25 protein-coding genes and 2 tRNA genes are annotated in these 20,667 nt (G+C 70.2%); 9 read left to right on the top strand and 18 right to left on the bottom strand.

From position 1 onward, the window contains the following. Positions 1-145: 145 nt before the first annotated feature. Positions 146-667, top strand: coding sequence for a hypothetical protein (locus tag ABZ671_RS26485; RefSeq protein WP_357863030.1), 522 nt, complete (start codon positions 146-148; stop codon positions 665-667). 23 nt (positions 668-690) lie between these two features. On the opposite strand, the gene ABZ671_RS26480 is transcribed toward ABZ671_RS26485, so the two are convergent. Next, positions 691-2,289, bottom strand: coding sequence for a ricin-type beta-trefoil lectin domain protein (locus ABZ671_RS26480; protein WP_357862981.1), 1,599 nt, complete (start codon positions 2,287-2,289; stop codon positions 691-693). A 266-nt stretch (positions 2,290-2,555) separates the two neighbouring features. Here ABZ671_RS26480 and ABZ671_RS26475 point away from each other — a divergent pair, with 266 nt between their 5' ends. Beyond that, positions 2,556-3,254, top strand: coding sequence for a glycosyltransferase family 2 protein (locus tag ABZ671_RS26475; protein ID WP_357862978.1), 699 nt, complete (start codon positions 2,556-2,558; stop codon positions 3,252-3,254). A gap of 76 nt (positions 3,255-3,330) precedes the next feature. Here the strand turns inward: ABZ671_RS26475 and ABZ671_RS26470 are convergent, their stop codons facing one another. Next, a complete protein-coding gene (locus ABZ671_RS26470; RefSeq protein WP_357862976.1) occupies positions 3,331-4,224 on the bottom strand; it encodes a transketolase in 894 nt (297 codons plus the stop codon). A 2-nt stretch (positions 4,225-4,226) separates the two neighbouring features. Continuing rightward, positions 4,227-4,919, bottom strand: coding sequence for a transketolase (locus ABZ671_RS26465; RefSeq protein WP_357862974.1), 693 nt, complete (start codon positions 4,917-4,919; stop codon positions 4,227-4,229). Between the two features lie 46 nt (positions 4,920-4,965). Between ABZ671_RS26465 and soxR the strand changes: the two genes are divergently transcribed. Then, positions 4,966-5,427, top strand: a complete 462-nt coding sequence (soxR, locus tag ABZ671_RS26460) for a redox-sensitive transcriptional activator SoxR (protein WP_357862972.1) — start codon at positions 4,966-4,968, stop codon at positions 5,425-5,427. Between the two features lie 4 nt (positions 5,428-5,431). Here soxR and ABZ671_RS26455 read toward each other — a convergent pair whose 3' ends face one another. Beyond that, the gene (locus ABZ671_RS26455) at positions 5,432-6,406 is read right to left on the bottom strand and encodes an NAD(P)H-quinone oxidoreductase (protein WP_357862970.1); all 975 of its coding nucleotides are present in this window, start codon (positions 6,404-6,406) and stop codon (positions 5,432-5,434) included. Positions 6,407-6,567: 161 nt separating this feature from the next. On the opposite strand from ABZ671_RS26455, the gene ABZ671_RS26450 reads away from it, so the two are divergent. After that, a tRNA-Ser gene (locus ABZ671_RS26450) sits at positions 6,568-6,654 on the top strand. 179 nt (positions 6,655-6,833) lie between these two features. On the opposite strand, the gene ABZ671_RS26445 is transcribed toward ABZ671_RS26450, so the two are convergent. From ABZ671_RS26445 to ABZ671_RS26385, 13 genes are all read right to left on the bottom strand, one after another. Then, entirely contained in the window at positions 6,834-8,234 is a 1,401-nt protein-coding gene (locus ABZ671_RS26445) for an integrase (RefSeq protein WP_357862968.1), read from the bottom strand. Then, entirely contained in the window at positions 8,231-8,440 is a 210-nt protein-coding gene (locus ABZ671_RS26440; protein WP_357862966.1) for a helix-turn-helix domain-containing protein, read from the bottom strand. Before ABZ671_RS26440 ends, ABZ671_RS26445 begins: the two co-directional genes overlap by 4 nt. Next, positions 8,437-8,604 (bottom strand): hypothetical protein, encoded by a 168-nt coding sequence (locus tag ABZ671_RS26435; protein WP_357862964.1) that lies wholly within the window; start codon positions 8,602-8,604, stop codon positions 8,437-8,439. Before ABZ671_RS26435 ends, ABZ671_RS26440 begins: the two co-directional genes overlap by 4 nt. Before the next feature lie 369 nt (positions 8,605-8,973). Beyond that, a complete protein-coding gene (locus ABZ671_RS26430) occupies positions 8,974-10,572 on the bottom strand; it encodes a YfjI family protein (protein WP_357862962.1) in 1,599 nt (532 codons plus the stop codon). Beyond that, positions 10,569-11,495 (bottom strand): bifunctional DNA primase/polymerase, encoded by a 927-nt coding sequence (locus ABZ671_RS26425; protein ID WP_357862960.1) that lies wholly within the window; start codon positions 11,493-11,495, stop codon positions 10,569-10,571. The genes ABZ671_RS26430 and ABZ671_RS26425 overlap by 4 nt, the downstream gene beginning before the upstream one ends. Positions 11,496-11,680: 185 nt before the next feature. Continuing rightward, positions 11,681-11,986 carry a MazG-like family protein gene (locus ABZ671_RS26420; protein WP_357862958.1) on the bottom strand — a complete coding sequence of 102 codons (306 nt, stop codon included), beginning with the start codon at positions 11,984-11,986 and terminating at the stop codon, positions 11,681-11,683. A gap of 20 nt (positions 11,987-12,006) precedes the next feature. Beyond that, positions 12,007-12,303, bottom strand: a complete 297-nt coding sequence (locus tag ABZ671_RS26415) for a hypothetical protein (RefSeq protein ID WP_357862956.1) — start codon at positions 12,301-12,303, stop codon at positions 12,007-12,009. Then, complete coding sequence (locus ABZ671_RS26410; RefSeq protein WP_357862954.1) at positions 12,300-12,548, bottom strand: hypothetical protein; 249 nt, start codon at positions 12,546-12,548, stop codon at positions 12,300-12,302. The genes ABZ671_RS26415 and ABZ671_RS26410 overlap by 4 nt, the downstream gene beginning before the upstream one ends. Before the next feature lie 142 nt (positions 12,549-12,690). Further along, positions 12,691-14,901 carry a cell division protein FtsK gene (locus ABZ671_RS26405; protein ID WP_357862952.1) on the bottom strand — a complete coding sequence of 737 codons (2,211 nt, stop codon included), beginning with the start codon at positions 14,899-14,901 and terminating at the stop codon, positions 12,691-12,693. Between the two features lie 92 nt (positions 14,902-14,993). Next, complete coding sequence (locus ABZ671_RS26400; protein WP_357862950.1) at positions 14,994-15,845, bottom strand: ABC transporter permease; 852 nt, start codon at positions 15,843-15,845, stop codon at positions 14,994-14,996. Then, on the bottom strand, positions 15,842-16,048 hold the full coding sequence (locus tag ABZ671_RS26395) for a hypothetical protein (RefSeq protein ID WP_357862948.1): 207 nt from the start codon (positions 16,046-16,048) through the stop codon (positions 15,842-15,844). Before ABZ671_RS26395 ends, ABZ671_RS26400 begins: the two co-directional genes overlap by 4 nt. Continuing rightward, positions 16,048-16,422, bottom strand: a complete 375-nt coding sequence (locus tag ABZ671_RS26390) for an RRQRL motif-containing zinc-binding protein (protein ID WP_357862945.1) — start codon at positions 16,420-16,422, stop codon at positions 16,048-16,050. The genes ABZ671_RS26395 and ABZ671_RS26390 overlap by 1 nt, the downstream gene beginning before the upstream one ends. Continuing rightward, positions 16,422-16,670 (bottom strand): DUF6284 family protein, encoded by a 249-nt coding sequence (locus ABZ671_RS26385; protein ID WP_357862943.1) that lies wholly within the window; start codon positions 16,668-16,670, stop codon positions 16,422-16,424. The genes ABZ671_RS26390 and ABZ671_RS26385 overlap by 1 nt, the downstream gene beginning before the upstream one ends. A 416-nt stretch (positions 16,671-17,086) precedes the next feature. Between ABZ671_RS26385 and ABZ671_RS26380 the strand changes: the two genes are divergently transcribed. From ABZ671_RS26380 to ABZ671_RS26370, 3 genes are all read left to right on the top strand, one after another. Then, positions 17,087-17,869 carry a GntR family transcriptional regulator gene (locus ABZ671_RS26380; protein WP_357862941.1) on the top strand — a complete coding sequence of 261 codons (783 nt, stop codon included), beginning with the start codon at positions 17,087-17,089 and terminating at the stop codon, positions 17,867-17,869. Continuing rightward, positions 17,832-18,374 carry a GNAT family N-acetyltransferase gene (locus tag ABZ671_RS26375; RefSeq protein WP_357862939.1) on the top strand — a complete coding sequence of 181 codons (543 nt, stop codon included), beginning with the start codon at positions 17,832-17,834 and terminating at the stop codon, positions 18,372-18,374. Before ABZ671_RS26380 ends, ABZ671_RS26375 begins: the two co-directional genes overlap by 38 nt. A gap of 124 nt (positions 18,375-18,498) precedes the next feature. After that, positions 18,499-18,573, top strand: a tRNA-OTHER gene (locus ABZ671_RS26370). A 144-nt stretch (positions 18,574-18,717) separates the two neighbouring features. Here ABZ671_RS26370 and ABZ671_RS26365 read toward each other — a convergent pair. Then, entirely contained in the window at positions 18,718-18,942 is a 225-nt protein-coding gene (locus ABZ671_RS26365) for a winged helix-turn-helix domain-containing protein (RefSeq protein ID WP_357862937.1), read from the bottom strand. A 422-nt stretch (positions 18,943-19,364) separates the two neighbouring features. Here ABZ671_RS26365 and ABZ671_RS26360 point away from each other — a divergent pair, with 422 nt between their 5' ends. Further along, positions 19,365-19,619 carry a hypothetical protein gene (locus ABZ671_RS26360; RefSeq protein WP_357862935.1) on the top strand — a complete coding sequence of 85 codons (255 nt, stop codon included), beginning with the start codon at positions 19,365-19,367 and terminating at the stop codon, positions 19,617-19,619. Positions 19,620-19,986: 367 nt separating this feature from the next. Continuing rightward, entirely contained in the window at positions 19,987-20,520 is a 534-nt protein-coding gene (locus ABZ671_RS26355; RefSeq protein ID WP_357862933.1) for a YbhB/YbcL family Raf kinase inhibitor-like protein, read from the top strand. Positions 20,521-20,667 lie beyond the last annotated feature (147 nt).

Raw genomic sequence — 20,667 nt, 5'->3', positions numbered from 1 at the left:
CATTGAATCGTTTACGTCATCAAGTTTGTAGGTACGGTGGCGTCCTTCCCCGCTCCCACAACGCCCCCACATCAAGCGAGGGTGAAAGTTTCCAAAGTCGGGAGTGAGCCATATCACCCTCGTTCACTTGCTCGTTGCATCTTGCATGGACATGTTCTCGCGAACGTTCCTTCCGGCCGCCGCCGAGACCGGCCTGGCGACCCAGACCGTCAGTCGACACATGCCGATCTTCCGCCGGTGCGTCGGCTCCGGCGACGCGCCGATCCTGGTCACCCGCTGCAGCCGCCCGGACCACCAGAGCGGCGGCGAGTATCTGCTGCTGCTCACCCACCGCCGGCTGGTGGTCACCCGGCAGAGTCGGGTGCTGCACCGGCTGCGCCTGCACCTCAATGCCGAGCTGCGCGAGCTGAGCGACGTCACCTGGAGCCCCGACCCCCGGTCGCAGAGTGTCGAGCTGGCGGCCACCGCGATCGACGGGGTCCGCGAGCGGTTTCTCATCCGTACTCACCACCCCAAGCAGGTGTGGCAGGTTGACACCCTGCTCAACCACGCCTTTCGGACCCGGCTCCGGACGCCTGCGGAGCGGCTGGTCGCCACCATCGGCGAACCGCCGCTCACCGCCCGCCGTGAAAGGAGGGGCCCCCTCTTAACGCCTGGCGTTGTATAGGGGGCCCCTGTTAACAGCTCAGTTCAGTAGACCCGGGACCCGATGAAGTCGCCGTGGCCGTAGCCGACCGGGTTGGCGTACGAGCGGGACTCGAAGGACCACTGCTGGCGGGTGCTGGTGGAGCAGGCGGCCAGCCGCAGCCGCGGGGTGCCCAGCAACGGACTGTCGAAGCCGACGCAGAGGTTGGTCGCGCCAGCCGGCTTCAGCTGGTTGCCGACGAACACGAACTTCTGGTTGGGCCCGCCCTGGCAGTCGTAGATGTTCACCGTCGTGTTGGCGGTCAACGAGCCGCCCGTCACGTCCAGGCAGCGGTCGTGGGAGAGCTCGGAGTGCAGTGTCTGCCGCGCCGGGTCGTACCAGAAGCCCTGATTCCGTCCGCCGTGGCAGCCGTACGACTGCTGGACCGTGTTGTTGCGCGAGTCGTACCCCTTGCCGTCCACGCAGGTGCCGGTGGCGCTATTGCGCAACTGCTTGAACTCCAGCAGGCCGTTAACCAGCACGCCCTGCCCGATGCTGGCCGGGTCGACGCAGGTGGCCTGGGCCTGCCCCGAGTTCCAGAACTGCGTGATGCACTGGGCGAACATGCCGTGGCCGCGGTTGTTGGGGTGGAACGACTGCCGGGCGGCGTTCTCGTCCCAGATGCCGATCTCGATGTAGAGACCGCGGACCGAGGTGTTGTCGGTGCACACCTCGTGGCCGTGGAAGAGCCGGCTCGCGTCCAGGTAGCGGGTGCCGGTGTTGGTGGCCGCCGCGCGCAGCGCAGTCTCGAAGAGCGGCACGGCCTTGTTCCGGGCGAACGCCGCGTCGGCGAGGTAGAGCAGACAGCCGCCGGAGTACCAGCCGGGGAAATTCGGGTTGTCCTCCACGTCCGGGCTGCCCGGGCTCGGGTACGACATGAGCACGAGCTCATAGTCGGAGCGCAGGTAGCCGGCGGCGGTCATGGTCTGCCGGATCGAGTTCAGCGCGTCCTCGACAGCTCTGCGGCTGCCGTCGGTGCGGATCGTCCACTGGTCGGTGTACGTCGGCCAGCACGCTCCCTGGAAGAAGACCCGGCGGATCGCGCAGTCGGTGGCGACAGGTCCGAACTGGATGGTGCCGTCGCCGTTGGCGCCGCCGACCACCCAGATCAGCTTGACGTGCGTGTTGCGTGCTTTGATCGCCAGGTAGTCGCCCTGGTTGAGCTCGTTGTGCTGGGTCGGGCCGCCGGCGATCAGGTTCCACGGGGTGGCGCCCGAGCAGGCCAGGTTGTATTTCTCGTCGGCCGGGATGCCGGTACGGAAGACCGCCTGGTCGTACGAGCGGTCGCACCAGTTGCCGTTCTGGTGGGTTCCGGGCACGTAGTTGCCGACCCCCTCGCCGGAGATCTCACTGTCACCCATCGTGATCAGGGCGCTCCGCCGTTGCTCCAACGGCCGGATGGCGGGAGAGCCGTAGAGGGCGGTGGCCTCGGCGGCACGGATGGCTTCGAGGGCGGCGGACAGCGGCTGAACGGCGGGCCGGTCGGCGGCGGTCGCAGGGGCGGCCGGTCCGACCAGCATCGGTAGGGCGAGGGCGGCGGCGGACACGACGGCCAGGGCCCGCCGTCGGGTCGCCCATCCGGGTCTGGTGGGGGTGCCAAGCATCGACGCACTCCTTCAGATAAATCGTCGAAGATCGATTTACCTACCAGAAGGTAACCTCGCGGAGGGGCTTATGTGAATACGTCTCGTAAGCCTTGTGGCCCGATGCGGAAGGGGACTCTTCCGACACATCGGACGCGCTCGGCGTGGCCGAAAGCCGGGCGATCGGCAGAGGTATCCCGTCACGCCTTTGGGGCATGTCTTTGTGACCTGGGTCAACATGCCGCGTTACGCTAAGGATGACTGACCGTAGCCACCGTGGAGATTCCGTGAAGCTCTCGATCCTCATGCCGGTCTACAACGAGGAAGAACGCATCGCGGACGCCCTCAAGCAGGCACTGGCGGTGGACTATCCGTGCGAGATCGAGCTCGTCGTCGTGGACGACGGCAGCCGCGACGGCACCGCAGAGGTCCTCGGCCGGATGGACGACGCGCGGCTACGGGTGATTACCCACCAGCGCAACGCCGGCAAGGGCGCGGCGATCAAGACCGCGGTGGACAACGCCGAGGGCGAGTACATGGTCGTCCTCGACGCCGACCTCGAGTACGACCCGCAGGACATTCCGCGGCTGCTCGAGCCGGTGCTCGACGGGCGGGCGACGGTGGTCTACGGCAACCGCACCTTCGGTAGCCACAGCGCCTACAGCTTCTGGTACGTGATCGGCAACAAGGGCGTCACGATGGCGGCCAACGTGCTGTACAACTCGTACATCGGCGACCTGGAGACCTGCTTCAAGCTGATGCCGCTGGAGCTCTACCGCTCGCTCCAGGTCCGGTCCCGTGGCTTCGGCATGGAGGCCGAGGTCACCGGCAAGCTGCTCCGTAAGCGCATCCGTCCCTACGAGGTGCCGATCAGCTACCGCGCCCGAGGGCGCGAAGAGGGCAAGAAGATCACCTGGCGGGACGGTGTCGAGGCAGTCTGGATCCTCGCCCGCGAGCGCGTTCGGCGCCGGGCGGCCGCGAGCTGACGCCGTACCCGGCCCCGATCACGACCGTGGCGGCATCCCCCCGGAGGATGCCGCCACTTCCGCGCCCGCCTTCGGCTCAGGTGGTGGCCAGGGCCGGGAAGAGGAACGCGTCGATCGAGCGGCGTAGGCCGGCCGCGTCCAGGCCGTGCCAGCGGTCGTGGTCCTCGGGCGTGCCGTAGCGGCGCAGCTCCGACCGGCCCACGCCGAGGGCGAGCAGCCGGTGTGGCCGGTCGGCCAGCGCCGCGCCGACCACCCGGGCCGAGGTGCCCGCCAGGTACGGCTCGACCAGGATCACCTCGGTGCCCGCGAGGGCGCGTAGCCCGGCGGTGTCGAACGGTCGCGGCCGATGGGTGTACGCCACGGTGACCGGCAGATCGGCGACCGCTGCGAGCGCGTGGTCCAGCAGCGGCCCGACCGCCACCAGCAGCGGCGCGCCCGGCCCGGCATCCCGGAGCACCCGCAGGTCACCCGCGTCCGGGTACGCCTGCCCGTTGCTCTGCACCGAGAGCCTGACGTACGCCGAATCCTGCCCGCACACCACGTTCCTCAGCAGCCCGGGCACCTCGTCCCGGTGGCCCGGCACGTGCACCGTCCAGTCGTTCAGCGTGTCGATCAGGGCGACGTCCGCCGGGCTCAGGTGGGTACGCCCCGCCGCCGCCCGGTCGTACGACGCGCCGATGCCGACCAGCACCGCCCCGACCCCCTGGTGGTCGAGGTCCAGCTTGATCTGCTCGTACGCCCGCTCGACGAGGAACGGCGCGTAGCTGTGCACGATCGGGCGCTGCCCGGTCAGCGCGAGCCCGCCCGCCACCCCCACCATGAGCTGCTCCCGGATGCCGACGTTGAGCACTCGGTCCGGGTGGCGCTCGACGGCCGGGGCGAACGCGGCGGCGGAGATGTCGGCCAGCACGATGGTGGTCCGGGGGTCGTCCAGCAGTTCACTGGCCGTGGTCACGAAGGCGTCTCGCATGGTCACTCCTGGTCGGTGACGACCGCGACGACGACGTGCGGCCGGTGGTTGTCGTGCCCGGTGAGGGCGGTGTGCAGGGCGACGTGGTCCCGGCCGTCCACGGTCGCGGCGGTCCACCCGTTGACGGTGAACCGGCTGGCCGCGCCGCCCGGCCACCCGTGGCTCGCGGACCGGTTGTCCAGCACGATCGCGGTCAGATTGGCCAGCCCGGTCGCCCCGGCGTACGCGATGGCCTCGTGGTTGGAGCCCTCGTCCAATTCGGCGTCGCCCAGCAGCACGTACACCCGGGGGTTGAACCGGCCCTGGGCCCGTAGCCCGAGCGCGGTGCCCACGCCCAGGCCGAGCCCGTGGCCGAGCGACCCGGAGCCGATCTCGACCCCGGGCACCAGTAGCCGGTCCGGATGGTCGCCGAGGCGGCTGTCCGGGCCGCCCTGGTCGTCCAGCCACTCCTCGGGTACGAATCCCTTCGCGGCCAGCAGCGCGTAGTAGCCGGCGACCGCGTGCCCCTTGGAAAGCAGGAAACGGTCCCGGTCCGGGTCGTCCACGGTCTGCGGAGTTACCCGGAGCACCCGGTCGTAGAGCACCTGAAGCACGTCCAGCGTTGAGTACACGTTGGCACCGAACTCACGCCCGGCGCGTACCCGGTCGAGCAGCGCCCGCAGCGTGGCGGGGTCAGTGGCGGTCGTCGTCGTCATGCGGCTAGCCTCGGAGTTGAAGGGCACTTCAACTCAAGGTTGTGTGATGCACGAGGCACTGACCATCGGGCAGCTCGCCGACCGCAGCGGCGTGGCTCCCTCCGCGCTGCGCTACTACGAGCGGCTCGGGCTGATCCGCGCCGAGCGTACCGGCGGCAACCAGCGCCGGTACGCCCGCACGGAGCTGCGCCGGGTGGCGTTCGTCCGGATCTCCCAGCAGGTCGGCGTCTCCCTCGACGAGATCCGGGAGGCGCTGGACTCCCTGCCGTCCTCGCGTACGCCCACCCCGGAGGACTGGGCGGCGCTCTCCCGCGCCTGGCGGGACCGACTGGACGAGAAGATCCGGTTGCTCGGCAAGCTCCGCGACGATCTGGACGGCTGCATCGGCTGCGGCTGCCTGTCGTTGCAGCGCTGCACCCTCTACAACCCTGGAGACTCGCTCTCCGCCGAGGGTCCTGGCGCCCGACTCGTCCTGCCCCGCCCCGACGCCGACCCGGCGCTGGCCTGACCGGTCACCGGACCAGCAGCACCTTGCCCAGGTGGTCGCTCGTCTCCAGCAGCCGGTGCGCGTCGGCGGCGTCGGCCAGCTTCGCCCGGGCGTGCACGACGGGCCGAACCTTCCCGGATTCGACCAGCGGCCACACCTGCTCCCGTACGCCCCGGACGATCTCCGCCTTCTCGTCCACCGGGCGGGAGCGCAGCGCCGTGGCGTGGATCGAGCCGCGCTTCGCCAACAGCGCGCCCAGGTCCAGCTCCCCCCTGCGGCCACCCTGCATGCCGATCACCACCAGCCGGCCACCGGTGGCCAGCGCGGCCACGTTCCGGGGCAGGTACGCGGCACCCATGATGTCCAGGATTACGTCCGCGCCCCGGCCGTCGGTGATCCGGCGTACCTCCTCGACAAAATCCTGCTCCTGGTAGTCGATCGTGTGCGCGGCGCCCAGCTCACGCAGCCGCTCGTGTTTCGCCGCCCGGGCCGTCACCACCACCGTCGCGCCGAGCGCCACGCCGAGCTGGATGGCGAAGGTGCCGATCCCGCTGCCCCCGCCGTGCACCAGCAACGTCTCACCCTCGGCCAGCCGGGCGAGCTTGACCACGTTCGACCAGACCGTGCAGGCCACCTCTGGCAGCGCGGCCGCGTCGATCAGGTCGACGCCGCGCGGCACCGGCAGCAACTGCCCGGCCGGCACGGCCACCCGCTCGGCGTACCCGCCGCCGGCCAGCAGCGCGCAGACCTCGTCGCCGATCTGCCAGCCGGTTACGTCGGGGCCGAGCTCGGCGACCACCCCGGAGCATTCCAACCCCGGGTACGCCGGCGCGCCCGGCGGCGGCGGATAGTGCCCCTGCCGTTGCAGCAGGTCGGCCCGGTTGACCGCGCTGGCCGACACCTCGACGATCACCTCGCCGGGGCCGGGCTCCGGGTCGGGCACCTCCGACCAGACGAGGGCCTCGGGTCCGCCGGGTTTCACAATCGTGATCGCGTGCATGGCCCAGTCTTACCCGATCCGCCCGCCCGCGCGGGTCATGATCGCGTTCGTCGCCGGTTCTGGCGTACACGCCACAGTGGAGGAATGGGACGGAGGCTGACCTGCTGCGTGGGCCATGGCAGACTAGGCACGGTCGCGCACCCCTGCGGGGGACGTGTCCGGGAGGGTTCGCCTAGTGGCCGATGGCGCTGGTCTTGAAAACCGGTAAGGCAGCGATGTCTTCGTGGGTTCGAATCCCACACCCTCCGCCCCGATGGGCAGCAAAAACGCCCCCTGACCAGCGCGAACGCTGGTCAGGGGGCGCATCTGTCGGTGGTGAGTCGGTCTCACTTCGTCTCGCTCCGGGCCGCCGGGGCTCACTGGTTGCGGCAAATGGGCGGCAAAGTTTGCCGCCAGCCTCGTGACGCTTCCCGCCTGGCGGCTTCCGTCACCCGTCCGCCTCGGGGGCTTCGTCCGGCTCAGGCGTGCCTAGTGCTCCCTCGATGCGCTTACGAGCTGCTTCGTCCTGCCCGTCGATGCACGAGGCGTAGACCTTGAGCAGCACGTGCACGCTGTGTCCGGCCCACTCGGCGACCTGGGTTGCCGGCACGCCAGCATTGAGCCAGAGCGACACGGCGGCGTGCCGCAGGTGGTACGGCACGCGGGCCAGTACGGACCGCTGTTGAACCGGAGTAAGCGCCTTGCCGCGTGCCTGTCGCCACGCTCTCAGGTAGGTGCTTTTCGACACCGGGCCAGGCCGCGCCCCTGGTGCGTTGAACATTCGGCCGCCCGGCTTGCCATACTCCTGCCTATGGTGCCGCAGGATGCGTACGAGTTCGGGGCAGGCCGGCACATCGCGCGTTGATTTCTTCGCGCGGTGCTTCAACTCCCGATCCTCGCGCATTTCCCCGCTGTCGCTCCATTCCTCGCCGACGTGCTGGGTCGAGCCGCTGAGGTGGAGCCATCCCCAGCCCTCTTCGGGTAGCTCGCATTCATCGTCCCTCAGGTGCATCACCTCCGACGGGCGCAGCGCCGCGAAGTACATGCACGCGAAGAAACCCTCTAGTGCGGGGTCTTGGTCGCGTACTGCGGCCAACAGCGAACGTGCTTGCTGCGGATTCGGTACGACCTTTCGATCAATCTTCTCTTCGTTCTTCGGGGCGCGCCACTGGACGAAATCCATCGGGTGCGCGTCGAGGTATCGCAGCTCTACCGCGTACTTGAGTGCGCCGTACAGAACGGCCCGCTTGCGTGCAACTGTGTTGGCAGCGGCCGGGCCGCCGTCGAGGCGGGTCGCCAGCAAATCGAGCGCTTTCCGAATTGTGGCGGCGTTCGCTACCTCGGTCAGTGGCAGCGTGTTGGCCTGGAGCCATTTGACGACGGGCGCGAGGTCGGCCGGCGGTTCGGTCTCGCGTTGCGACTTGTTGAACGCCCACGCGTACAGTGCCCGCCGAATGTCTTCCTCGGAAGGTGCACCGCGAGAGCCGCCGAGAAATGCCGGGGTGACGGTCGTAAGTGCGTCGGCGATGCTCTTTCGCTGGGTGGCGGCGGCCCGTGTCCATTTCATGTCCACGAACGCCACGGCGAGTTCGTACCATGTCCGGCTGTTCAGCTCTCGCGCCATCGGTTCGGGCAGGCCACTCGGCTTGTCGAACGCGATTCCCTCGCGCTGCGCCACGACAAGGCGCGATCGGAAGCTCTCCGCCATTGCCCGGGTCTGGAAGGTCTTGCCGAATTCGCGGCCGGCTACCTCCCACCGGACGCGGTAGGTCTTGCGATCTTTGCCGGTCTTCCGGTCGCGTCCCTGGTATTCGCGGATGGTCCAGATTCGTACGTCGTAGGTGCTCATGCTGCCTCTTCGTGGTCGTTGAGCCAGTTGTCCAGGTCGCGGCGGCGGACGTACAGGCTGCCGTTGGGGTACTTGATGGTTCGGGGGGCGCGGCCGGTGGCCTTCCAGCGGAAGAAGGTCGACCGGGGCACGCGGAGTTCGTCCAGGACTTCGGCGAGGGTGAGCAGGTTGCCGGTGGGGGTGGTGCGCTGCGGCCGGGTGGTCATCGGCGGGCGTCCTTCCTCGGGGCGGCGTCGAGGTAGATGCGCTGGAACATCGGGGATCGGCGGTCGGGGTAGGGCCGGGAGACGGAGCGGATGTGCAGCACTTGGGCGAGAGCGTCGAGCGCTGCGGCTGTTTCAGCGGGTGTGCCGTGCAGCCTGATTCGCACGGTGAGGGCCTTCCGGTCGGCACGGGTCGCGTGTGGAGGGTTGGTGTGGGGGTGCGGCAGAAGGGCGTAGGGCGGCCCGCTGAGAGCGCCGTAGAGCCAAGATCCGATGCTCTCTGGTGTAAGGCGTAGGGCCGGTTGCTCTCAGGGGCTCTCAGTGGGCCGTTTCGGGATGCCGGTTGAGCCCGCTCGGCGCGGCGGGCGCTGCCGGGAGGGGTTGGGAGGCGTTGACACGTTGACAATCGGCCGGCGGGTGAGCGTTTCCGCAGGTGGGAGCCGGTGCGAGGGTGTCAACGGGGGGCGTTGACAGGCGTTGACACCCGTTGACACCGGGCGGGCCGGCGGCGGATTGTCAACGCCTGTCAACGGCTGTCAACGGGGGACGTTGACAGCCTCGGACGTGTCCTGAGCTGCGGAAACGTCGCCATCGGGGGCGAGTGTCAGCGTGTCAACGCTTCCGGGGTCCTCCGCCACGGCGCGGGGGTGCAGCTCGTACCGGCCGTCCGGCCCGTTGCGGACCCACCCGAGGGCGGCCAGCTCAGCGAGCACCGCCGACACCTCATCCGACTTCGGCAGCCGCCGGGAGACGCGGCGGTGCAGCTCCCGCCGGGTGAAGGTGCTCATGCCCTTGCTGGTAAGCACCCCGAGCACGTACCGGGCGTTCTCCATCGCGGTGTCCGTGCCGATGGCGGTGAGGGCGGCCCGGTAGTGCGCGGCGAAGAACTCGGCGAGCCTCACGGCGTCGGCCATCCGGTCGGCGTCGATCGGGCGGCGCCACGCGTCGGCCGGGTGGTGGGCAACGTGCAGCAATCCGGCCAGCCGCAGCGTTGCCCCGGACAGCTTGTTGCCCCACTCGCGCATGTCGTAGAGGGTGCCGCCGGGCCGTAGCTCGGTTTCCACCTGCTCGGCGGCGGCCCGCCGCACCCGCCCGGCGTCCTCGGTGAGGGTGACCACGGCCGGGTCTTCCCACTCGGCGAGGGTGGCGGCCAGGTCGTGCACGCGGTGCCGGTAGCCGGTGGTGACCTGCTCGGGCACCGGGGGCGTGTCCACCGCCCGGTATCCCGCGAGGGAGCGCGGGAGCGCGAACAGGAACCGGGCCGGTAGGCCACGGCCGGCGAGGTCGGCGTTTCCGCCGAATTTGCGCAGCACGGTCGGTTGGGCCATCACGCACACGGTCAGCGCGGGCTTGTCGACCGAGGCGCCCTCGCGGGTCTGCCGTTCGTTGCTCATCGGCTGTCCCGCGTGGCCCTTGAGGTAGGGGTCGAGGTTCGGGGCGCCGGAGTAGCGGCCGGCGAGGGTGTCGAAGATCCCGCCCTCATCGCTGATGATCGCCATTCGTCCGCCGTTTGCGGCCATGAGGCCGATGAGCGCTTCGGGGGTGGCGTCGTCCACGATGAGTTTCGGCAGGGTCGGCACGGTGATCGCCTCGGCGGCGATGGCGGCGGCCACCGCCTCGGCCGACGCGTCATCGCGCTTGTGCGGGTCGCTGGCCTTCGCCGCTGCCGCTTTGGCCTGCTCGGCTTGCCGGTCGGCGATGTCCCGCAGCGCGGCGGCCTCGGCGATCCTCGGCCGGGCCGCCTCGGCGAGCGTCGACTGAGCAGCGAACAGCGGCGCGGTCATCGCCCGGTGAACGGGCGACTTCCGCTCGCCGGGGCCGGCGATGACGGCGGCGAACACGTTCACCGGCTCCCGCCACCCGGCCACCGGTTCCACCTCTAGGCGCCCACCCGCACACGCGGACAGCACCGCTACGGCGAGGGTGCCGGCCATGGCGGGGTCGGTCTGGGTGAACCGGGCGACGCCGGTCACCATGTCGCCGAGCCAGCGCGGGAACACGTCGACCGGGAACGGCGGCGGCGCGGTGTTCGGGCCGGTCAGGGGAACTGGAACATCCCACAGCGGGCCGCCCGTGGCCGCCTCTGCGGTGGTGTCGGCCGGGTCGGTGACTAGGTGGAGACGGGCGGCGCTCATGCGGCCACCTTTCGGGGACGGTGGGCGCCAGCGGCGAGCCCGGATCGGACGGTGCGGAACGCTTCGGCGGTGCGCAGCCCGGCGTCAACGCCCGCCTGTTCCAGCAGGGCTTGGGCGTTGTCCTCGGTGAGCGCGCCACCGGCCACGAGTTGGCCGAGGGCCACGGCGGCGATGTAGAGCGACCGGTTCCGCTCGCCCTTGCCAGCGGTGGTCACCCGGTCGACTTCGCGGGCGACGGCGGCCCGCACGTACGCCCCGGTGCGGTCGGTGGGCAGGTTGACCCCCACCGGCCGCTGCGGCGGCAACGGGGCCGGGGCGAGCAGCGTGGCCAGCCATCCGGGCAGCGGCGCGGGGTCGGTGTCGAGGTCGACCACGTACGGGCGACCGGCGACAGTGCTGCCAGCGGCGACCACGTAGCCGCCGTGCGCGCGTGTGTCGACCATCGGCCCGAGGGTCCCGGCGGTGTTGCGCAGCGGCGGCCCGTCGTCCGGGTGGCGGTAGTAGAGGTGGGTGCCGCCCCGGCCGGTGGTGACGGTGTACGTCGGGTCGATGCCGGCACCATTCCGGGCGGCCAGGTCGGCGAGGGTGTCCAGCCCGGTCGGGCCGGTGGTGGCGTTCTTGGGCGTGTCCAGGTCGACCACCACGAGCCGGGACGGGCCGCAGGCGAGGCCGATGCCGTAGCGCCGGGCGGTCCATGCCCGGCGGATGCGGTCGGGGTCGGTGGTGGCGCGGGCCTCCCACCCGAGGTGGTGGCCAGCGTTGCGACAGCGCGGGTCGCGGTCGGTGCAGTCGTCGGCGCTGTGGTCGGGGAACGCGGGCCGCTTGTCGTCGGGACGCAGCGGGAACACGTGCCAGCCGCGCGCCGCATGCGACAGCGCGGCGGCCAGCAGATCGGGGTTGGGCACGAGGTGCCTCCCTTCCATCGAACGGGCAGGGTCGGGGGCGGGTTGCCGGCGAGGCATCGGCGTGGATTCGGGGTCGGGCTGGCCAGCGATCGCGGCCGGGGTGCGCGCCGGGCAGCGAGGCCCTTGCAGGAACAGGCGCACACCCTCAGCCGCGCCGCAGAGCCGGCCAGCGGCACCGATCCAGTGGCCGCACCGGCCGCCGGTCATGGCGTCGGCGGGAAACGGTTGGCGACCTTGCCGACGCATGCGGCGACGACTTCTGCGGGGTCGCGGTCGAGGGTGGCGATGGCGACCAGGGCGGCAAGTACCACGTCGGCGAGTTCGTTGGCCACGTCGTCGGTGGTGTGGGTGATGCCCTTGCGGGGGTTCTGGCCGAGGGTGCCGATCCAGGCGGCGGCGACTTCGCCGGCTTCTTCGGTGACCTTCATGATGCGCAGGGCGGTTTCCTCGCGGCTGCGGCCGTTAATCGCGTCGAGGCGGGCGGTGACGCGGGTGGTGAGGTCGAACATGTCGATGGTTGTGGTGGTGGTCATCGGGTGGCCTTCCTCGGGCGGGGTCGAGCGGCGATGGCGGCGCGGGTGACGGTGTGCCGCAGGTCGCCGAGCAGCCCGGCCAACTGGCGGCGGGCCGCGATCTCGCCGGGGGCGAGGGCGACCCTGACGCGTACCTCGGCGTGCTCCCGGCCGGCAGCGGTCCGCACGCGGACCAGGACGGCGCGGGCGTGGCCGACGATGTTGACCACGATCGCGTCGGATCGGTGCTCGCCGAGGTTGCAGCGGTGGTCCCGCCCGCACCACGCCGTGTGGCCGTCGGCGCGGCGGTTCACCGGGTCGCCTCGGAGCGCAGCCGGTGGAAGTGGTTGAAGACGCGGCGCCCGAAACGGAGTCGCGTTCCCCGGTCGCAGCGGCGGCAGGCACGCGGCCGACGCAAGATGCGGGTGGTGGTCTGGCCGGTGCCGGCGCACCGCTGGCAGGTCTTGAACGGGATCACCCAGCACAGCCCGGCGTAACCGAGCGTGACCAGGGCGGGGACGGTGGTGAGGGCGATAGCGGCGGTGAGGTGGGGGTCCACAAGTGCCTCCCAGGGCCGTTTTTGGGTGTGCGAGGCCGTGAGCTGCTATCCGCTAGAGGGCAGCTCATGATTCGGATGGGGTGCTAGCGGGGGTGCTAGCGCTAGCAGGTCGGGCCGCTAGCGCTAGCACCCTCGCGGGGGGTCAGCCGGCGGACCGCTTCCGGTCACGCTCCGCAATCGCGGCCAGGAGATCGGCGTGCTTGATGCCGCGCCGGGTGACGGGCTTGCCGTCGATGCGCCGGCCGACGTCGGCGACCTTCACGGCCGGGTGGGGCTTGAGCGCGGTGGTGAGCTGCGCGGCCTCCCACCCGCCGTAGACATCGGGCCGCAGCTCGGCCAGCAGACCGCACAGCGTCTCGTTCCACGCGGCCTTGTCGTCACCCGGCCACACGCGGGCCAGGTCGCCGAGCACGTCAGCCACCGGCGCCACATCGCGGGTCTGCTCCTCGGGCTTGGGCAGGGTGCCGGCCGTGGTGCGTAGGGCGACGGCGCGGGCGACGATGCGCCCGGCGGCGGTGGTGTCGACGTAGAACGACCGCACCGCCGACGCCTTCGGCCCGAACCCCCGCAGGATGCCCCACCCGGCCTCAACGACCGGCTGAAACACGGTCGCCCGGTAGCCGTTCTTGTAGGCCGACGTGCCGAGAATCATGTCGTTGGCCGTCTGGTCAGCCACGGAGAGGCAGAACCGGGAGTTGACGTTGCGGGTGATGCCGGTCGGCAAGCTGTCCTTGTCCGGGATCTGGGTGCCGATCAGGATGATCACCCCGAGGGCGCGGCCGAGCTTGATGACCTTCTCCAGGATTTCCCCGGCTTCCTTGCCGTACTTGCTGGTCATCAGCTCTTGCAGCTCATCGAACCACGCCACCAGCGGGTGAAGCCCCGACCCCTTGAGCGACGCCAACTCCGGGGTCACCTTGTTCTCGGGGGCCTTCCCGAGCCGGGCGTAGTGCTCGATGCGCTTGGAGCGGCGGCGGCACTCCTCGTACAGCCACTCGATGAACGCGAAACACCGGGCAAGGGTGTCGTCGTCGAAGCCGTTGCCGTACTCGGCCATGACCGGCTCCAACACCGCGAAGTCACCGACACCCTTGAGTTCGTAACCTCGGATCTCGGTGCGCGGGTCGAGCGCGGCGGCCAACACGAGATCCCGCAGCGCGAACGTCTTCCCGCTGCCGGGCTGGCCACCGAACAGCCAGTTCCGGAACATCAGGTCAACCGTCACGATGTCCAGCCGGGGCGTGGTGGCGAACGCGAACGCCTTGAACACGTCCACCTTGGCCGAGTCGGACAGCAGCGGCCACGCGGGCTGCTTCATCTGCGACGCCGGCTCATACCCGACCCACAGCGCCAGCCTCCCCGTGTGGCCGGGGGCCGGTTCGGGCCACACCTGATCCAGCGGCAGGCGCATCGCCGACGCGAGCTTGCCGCGCCGGGCCACCACCTCGGCGGCCTCCACCCCGTACGGGAGGTCGACCACCGCGAGGTGGCCGGGGCCGTCGCGGTGGATGTCGACCGGGAACGTGATGGCCTTGGGGTCCTTGGCGACCGCGGAGTTGATGGCCGGCATTTGCAGCGACGTGAGTGCGCGGCGCACGAGGTCGGCGGTGAGCTTGCGGTACCGGTGGCCCTCGGTCACCCGGTCCGTGAGCGGCTTGTCCGCCGGGCGGCCTCGGGTCGCCAGCCACGGCACCACCACCCCGGCCGTGAGCGCCGACCACCATGCCGGGCCGGCGGCGAGGACGATCACCCCGGTTCCGGTGCCGGCCGCGAGGACCCACCACCGCCACACGGACTGGCGCTGCCGGCGGGCGTCGAGCTTGAGCCAGGTGTCGGCGTCGCCTCGGGAGGCGGCGGCCTGCCGCAGGTGCCAGTTCCCTTCCTCGGCGGCGGCCCACCGCAGCGCTTGGCCGATCCCGCGTACCGCGCCGATGGGCGCCCACGCGAGGGCCTTGACCAGGTACTTCGGCAGCCGGACGCCGTGGTAGGCGGTCACGTAGCCGGCGTCCTTGGTCTGATGCTTGACGGCGGCCCGCAGCGCGCGGCCGGAGCGTGCCCAGTCGGCCAGGATCGGCCGGCGCTCACGCTGGCGGGCCAGCACCTCGGCCGGGATGTCGTCGGCGGCGTCGACCGGGCCGCCGACCCGGGCGGGGCCGTCGTCAACGGTCTCGGCGTCCTCGGTGCCGTCGTCGTCCGGGTCGCTGGTGTCCTCGGCGGGCGGACGCGGCCGGGGCATCCGCCGGGCGCGGGCGTCGTCCAGGTCGACCACCTCAGCGTCGGGGCCGGTGGTGTCGGTCAGGTCGTGCTCGGCGGCGTGCCAGTCGAAGCGGTCGTCATCTCGGGGGGACGTCATGATGGGGGTTCCTCCAACGGTCTACGGATCGGTCAGGGGACCGGCGGCACAGCGGTGGTTTGCGAGGCCGTGAGCTGTGCCGCCGGGCGGCGCTAGTCGTGCGTGCGGACGAGGTGGGCGAGTGCGGCGCCCATGCCGAGCACCGCCACCGGGAGGCAGGCGACGGCGGTGGTGATCCACCACGGGGCGGCGGTGACGCCGGCCGCTTCCAGGAGGTGGTAGGCGACCTGGCCGAGCGCGCCGACCGCGAGGGAGCCGAGGGCGGACCACTTGGCGAACCGGCGGGCCGGGCCGGGCAACCTGCCGGACAGCCACACGTAGAGCGCGTAAGCGCCGTAGGTCTCCACGCCGATCGGCAGGGTGATCGCCGAGTTGATGGCGAAGCCGTCCGCGATGCCGGGCAGCGGGTGCACGATGCCGAACCCGGTGAGTCCGCCGAGTCCGACCCACCCGGACCAGATCGCCACGAACGCGGGCAGCGCCAGCAGCACCACCGGCCACGCCACCGCCGAACGGGACGGCTTGCTCGGCGCGGGCGGGGTGGGCGTGTCCGGGTGACCGGCCGCCGTGACCTGCTCGGCCTGCTCGGGCGGGGTGATCTCCACCGGCTCGGCGGCCGGCGGCGCGGACTCGGGTACGGCCGGCAGCGGGTCCGGGTCCGTGGCGTCCGGGTCGGTGGTGTCGGTGTCCGGGTCGGCGGGGAGGATCGCGCCTCGGGCGAGGCGGTGGGTTCGGAGCTGTTCGGCCTCGATCTGCTTGGCGTGGTCGGCCTTGAGCCGGGCGAGCAGGTCGTCAGCCTTCGGCGCGCCGATGCGGAACTCCCGCATGAGCCGGTTGCGCGACGGGAACGTCTGCCCGTCGGGCAGGTCCAGGGCGCGGGCGGCGGGCAACAGGTCCTCGATGGGCTGCGGGTAGCGGGTGCCGTTGATCGTCGGGGCGGTCACGACGGAACCTCCGGGGTGTCGGTGGGGACGTAGATCAGGCGGAACAGGGCGTCTTGCAGCGCGAGCAGGTCAGGGCCGCACCCGTCGTACGGTTCGGTCATCGGCGGGTAGCCGTGCTCGGCGAGCACCCGGGCCACATCCAGCGCCAGGCCGAACGTGAAGCGCGGGTCATCGGCGGGGCGGGGGATCGGGTAGCGGCGCATCAGGCGGCCACCTCCTGCGGGTAGGCGCATTCGGTGCACTCGCCGAGCGAGCGCGGGATGTAGTACGGCCGTACCCGGCCGCAGGTCGGGCAGGTACGGCGAGCCAGCAGCGCGGCCCGGACCGCGCGCAGTTGCGCGGGGGTGGCGGTGCGCTTCGGCCGGGCCAGATCGACCCGGTACAGGTAGGCGGCGCGGGTGCCGCCCACGCCGCGCCAGAGGACCTGAGCGGCGATCGGCTGTCCGCCGGGGCGTAGGCCGGCGGCGGTCAGTTGGCGGCGGGTGGCGTAGCCGGGCGGGGCACCTCGCCACCAGTAGGTCGGGATGCCGTACCGCGCCCCGTCCGGATCGTGAAAGGCGGCGCGGACGCGGGACATCAGGCCGCGCGGCGCGTGTCGGTGGTGCGGGTAGCCAGGTCGGCGGCGGCGCGGGTAACGCGGGCCTCGGCCCGGCGCAGCCGCCGCCAGTCCAGCGGCGACGGGCCGCCGTGGTCCTCGGCGTAGATCAGGCTGATCTCCGCGTCCAACACGTCCAGCTCAGCGGCGATCAGCGGCCACTCGGTCTCGATCGCGGCCAGGTCGGCGGCGGTCGGCGCGGCGGCCACGGGGGCGAGGTGCTTCCTCACGGGAAACCTCCGGGAGAGTCGATGAAGTCGGGGAAAGCCCCCGGGGTGCGACCAGGCCGGTCGCACTCCGGGGCGAGCAGAGTTGAGAGGCAGAAGTCCATGCCGCGCGCCAGATCCGGCCCGCTCGCCCCGCTCGCCCGGGATCTACCGGGGTCGGCCACCGTGTGGCTCATGGCGGGGATGCCGCAGACGGATCTACGCGGCGCTTCTGCTGTGTAGTTCTCAATGAACGACCGCGCGGAGGTCCGTAGGCGCGCAGCGCAGAGCGCTGCCTTCCCCGGCAACCACCGGCTTTGTCCAGCCCGTCTGTACTGACTAGACAATGATGCTGACACGAAGGTTGGCAGACGCCGGATGCGGGTGTCAAGCACTCTGACTAAACTGTCTAGACAGATGCGAGGGCAGAGGGAGGCGGCATGGCCGCAGCGAGGCAGGGCAGGGTGTCTGTGTGGGCTCAGATCGCCCAGGATCTAAGGTCCAAGATCGCGGATGGCACCTTGGTCGCCGATGCTCAGCTACCCACGGAGGCCGACCTGACGGCCCAGTACGGGGTGGCTCGTGCGACGGTTCGGCAGGCGCTAACAGCACTGGTAAACGAAGGCTTGATCGTCCCGCGCGCGCCGCGCGGATACTTTGTCAGGCACCGCAAGCCGCTCTTCTATCGCCCGCAGACAGAGTTTCGACCGCAGCCGAAGACCCCGGAAATGGACCGCTTCATGGCGGATCATTCGGCTGATGGCCGAGAGCCTTGGCAGTCGATTGACGTAGCGATTGTGGCCCCGCCACCTGATGTAATGCAGCGTTTGAAGCTTCAAGAAGGAGAATTGGCGGTGGTTCGCCGTCGGGTGCGCCACCTCGACGGTGAGCCATTCAACACCAATGACAGTTACTTCCCACTGCGCTTGGTTCAGGACACGGAGATCATGCGTCCCGTCGACATAGCCAGGGGCGCGAATCAAGTTCTAGCTGAACATGGCTATGCGCAAGTGCGGGCGCTGGATGAGATCTACGTTCGGATGCCCAGCCCCGATGAGGTGCGACGACTTGAACTCGCTCCCGGCACCCCAGTTGCCTGTCACGTTTGCACCGGCCTCTGTCCCGACGGCACGCCCGTCCGCGTCGTGGTGAACATCTTGCCGGGCGACCGGCACGTCATTGTTTATGAGCGGGACGGAATGCCGGCGAAAGACCATGAATGAGCTACGAATTCGGCATGCCACCGCGAACGACGTGCACGGGTTGTTGGACCTATACGCAGCTACCCAGCGATGGCTCTTGGATCAGGGTAGCGATCAGTGGGCGAACAACAGTCGAGACACGATGCGCCCCAGGTTCATGCGTTCTATAGAACAAGGCGCATGCTATGTAGCAGAGGATGACGGCATGCTAGTGGGCACGGTTACGGTTGATGACTACGCCGACCCGGAATTCTGGCAGCCGGATGACCGGCCCGAAACTGCGCTATATGTGCATCGAATGATCGTAGACCGCTCCCGTGCTGGCAGGAACATTGGCGGCGCGCTCTTGGATTGGGCGGCCAGGGTCGCCGCATCAAAGGGCTGCCGATGGCTAAGGCTTGACGCCTGGCGAACCAATGAAGCCCTGCGCCACTACTACGAGCGGCAGGGGTTTACTCCCGTTCGCGTCGTTGAGCTAGCGCACAGAGGATCGGGCGCGCTCTTTCAGCGTCTCATCGGCCGCTAGGGAGGTGCACCCCTCGCCGGTCGGGCTACTTCGCCGATCATGACCGGCGGTAGGGGGTCGCGCTGAAGCTTGCGGCGGCAAATGGGCGGCAACCTTGAGGGCCGGCACTGTGTTTGTGCTGGTCGAGGGCTTACGGCGGATGGTCTTGAAAACCGGTAAGGCAGCGATGTCTTCGTGGGTTCGAATCCCACACCCTCCGCTCTGTTGAGCAGCAGAATCGCCCATGACCAGCGCAAACGCCGGTCAGGGGCGTGTCTATGGATGGCGAGCCAGTTAACCGGTCACAGCATCCCGCCGGCCGCCCGCGCTGCCCAAGCGAACCCGTCAGTGGAACGCCGGGCGGTCAGGTCGTCGGTTGGCGGACGTAGACGCCCTTGCCCTGGTGCCCCTGGACCAGGCCCTCGCTGCGCAGCACCAGCATGGCATTGCGAATGGCGGTGTTGCTTGCGTCGTACTGGGCGCGCAGCTCGGCGACCGACGGCAGCTTGTCCCCGGGCTTCAGCTCGCCGGAGGCGATGAGGCCCTTGATGTCGGCGACGATGCGGGTGTAGATCGGCTCGATAGGCATGGCGGGCGCTCCCTGCTTGGCGGCGCACCCATGAGATCACGTCCCGTAAGGCACATCAAGCACATGGTGTGCCATGCGTTGACTGAGAGTACATAGTGCTTTACGTTGGCTTAGTGGGTAGCCCTGCTTGGCGGCGGGCGTTACCCGCGCCGGCCGAGGTGCCTGGACGGTCCCCCGTGACGCCCGGGCACCTCGGCACCCACCCCGTACTCCCCGGTCAGAGGAGCAAGCGCATGGTCGAGCGCGAAAATCGGTCCAACCGAGCCCGTCAGCCTGCGTCACGGCACCGGTCGACTGGTCGACGGGGACCGTGTGCCGGTGCCGCACTGCCCACAAGCCCCACCAGACCGCCGGCTTCACTACACGGTGCTCGCCTGCGCCGCCGTCATCGCTCTGGCCGTGATCTTCGCCAAGGTGCTCCGGTGAGCGCGGCCGTTGCCCCCGCTACGGTTCGCAACTGGTGGCGCACCCTCATCACCCACCGGCCGCCGGGTCCGGGGCAGCCGTGCCCGATCTGCCGGGTACGCCGCTGCTGGGCGTGGGCGTCGGCGCGCGGCAACTTGGTGGCCCACGGCCTCTACCACCTCGGACCACCCACCGACCTCGGGCCACCCCGCACGGCCGACCGGCCGGACCAGCCGGCCGACGGAAAGGGGATCCGTGATGGCGAGAGCTGAGCGTTCCACCGAGGCGCCAACGCCCGAGCCGTGGCCGGTTCCACCCGGACAGATCAGCCGCTGCATGGGCTGCGTCCCGGGCATCACCGTCACCACCCACTACTGCATCGGCGGCGACGCGGCAGGCCCTCCTGCTGACACACAACGAAGCCGTTCCCCGGTGCTTGGAGCGTCTGCGGCTACTGGTCGGGCTGGCCGGCCTTGTTGGCCAACGACCTAGCACGCGTCTCAAGAGGCTCCCTGGACCAGCCACCAGCGGCCGGTCCAGGGCGGGCGCGTTCGGACACGGGGCGCTTTCGGTGCGATCCCGACCGTTGAAGGGGTATGAAGGGCGCAGGAATTCGCGTACTCGGAAGGAACCGTCTCGATGACCCTGGAACGACCGATCGCCCCGGACCCGTACGAGCTGCTGCCGACGGTGCCGTCGTTCACGCTGACCAGCGACGACGTGTTTGACGGCGAGCCGATGGACGCCCGGTACGCGCACGGCAGCGCCGGCGGCGGGAACGTCTCCCCGCAGCTGTCCTGGTCCGGTTTCCCGGACGAGACCAGGGGCTTCGTGGTGACCTGCTTCGACCCGGATGCCCCGACCGGCAGCGGCTTCTGGCACTGGGTGCTGGTGAACGTGCCAGCCCTGGTGACCGACCTGCCCGCCGGGGTGCGGGAAAGCGACCTCGGCGGCGCCTTCAGCATCCGCAACGACTACGGCGACACCGGCTACGGCGGGGCTGCCCCGCCGCCCGGCGACCGCCCGCACCGCTATCTCTTCGCGGTGCACGCGCTGGACGTGGACCGCCTCGGCGTCGGCCCCGGCGCCAGCCCGGCCTACGTCGGCTTCAACCTGGCGTTCCACACCCTGGCCCGGGCGGTCATCCGCCCGACGTACCAGATCTCCGGTTGATCAGTGTTAATAGGGGGCCCCTGCTCTACCGGAGGCGTTAACAGGGGGCCCTTCCTAATGAGTGTTGCGGGTCGGCCTCAGGCAGACTCGTCCGGTGGTAGCCGCCGGTGGGTGAGCACTCGTCCCTCCTGGATCTTGAGTCCTGAT

This window comes from Micromonospora sp. NPDC006766, from assembly GCF_040636055.1.
GTDB lineage: Bacteria > Actinomycetota > Actinomycetes > Mycobacteriales > Micromonosporaceae > Micromonospora.
Note: the sequence above shows the minus strand (reverse complement) of the source record. Positions and strands in the feature narration are given on the sequence as shown.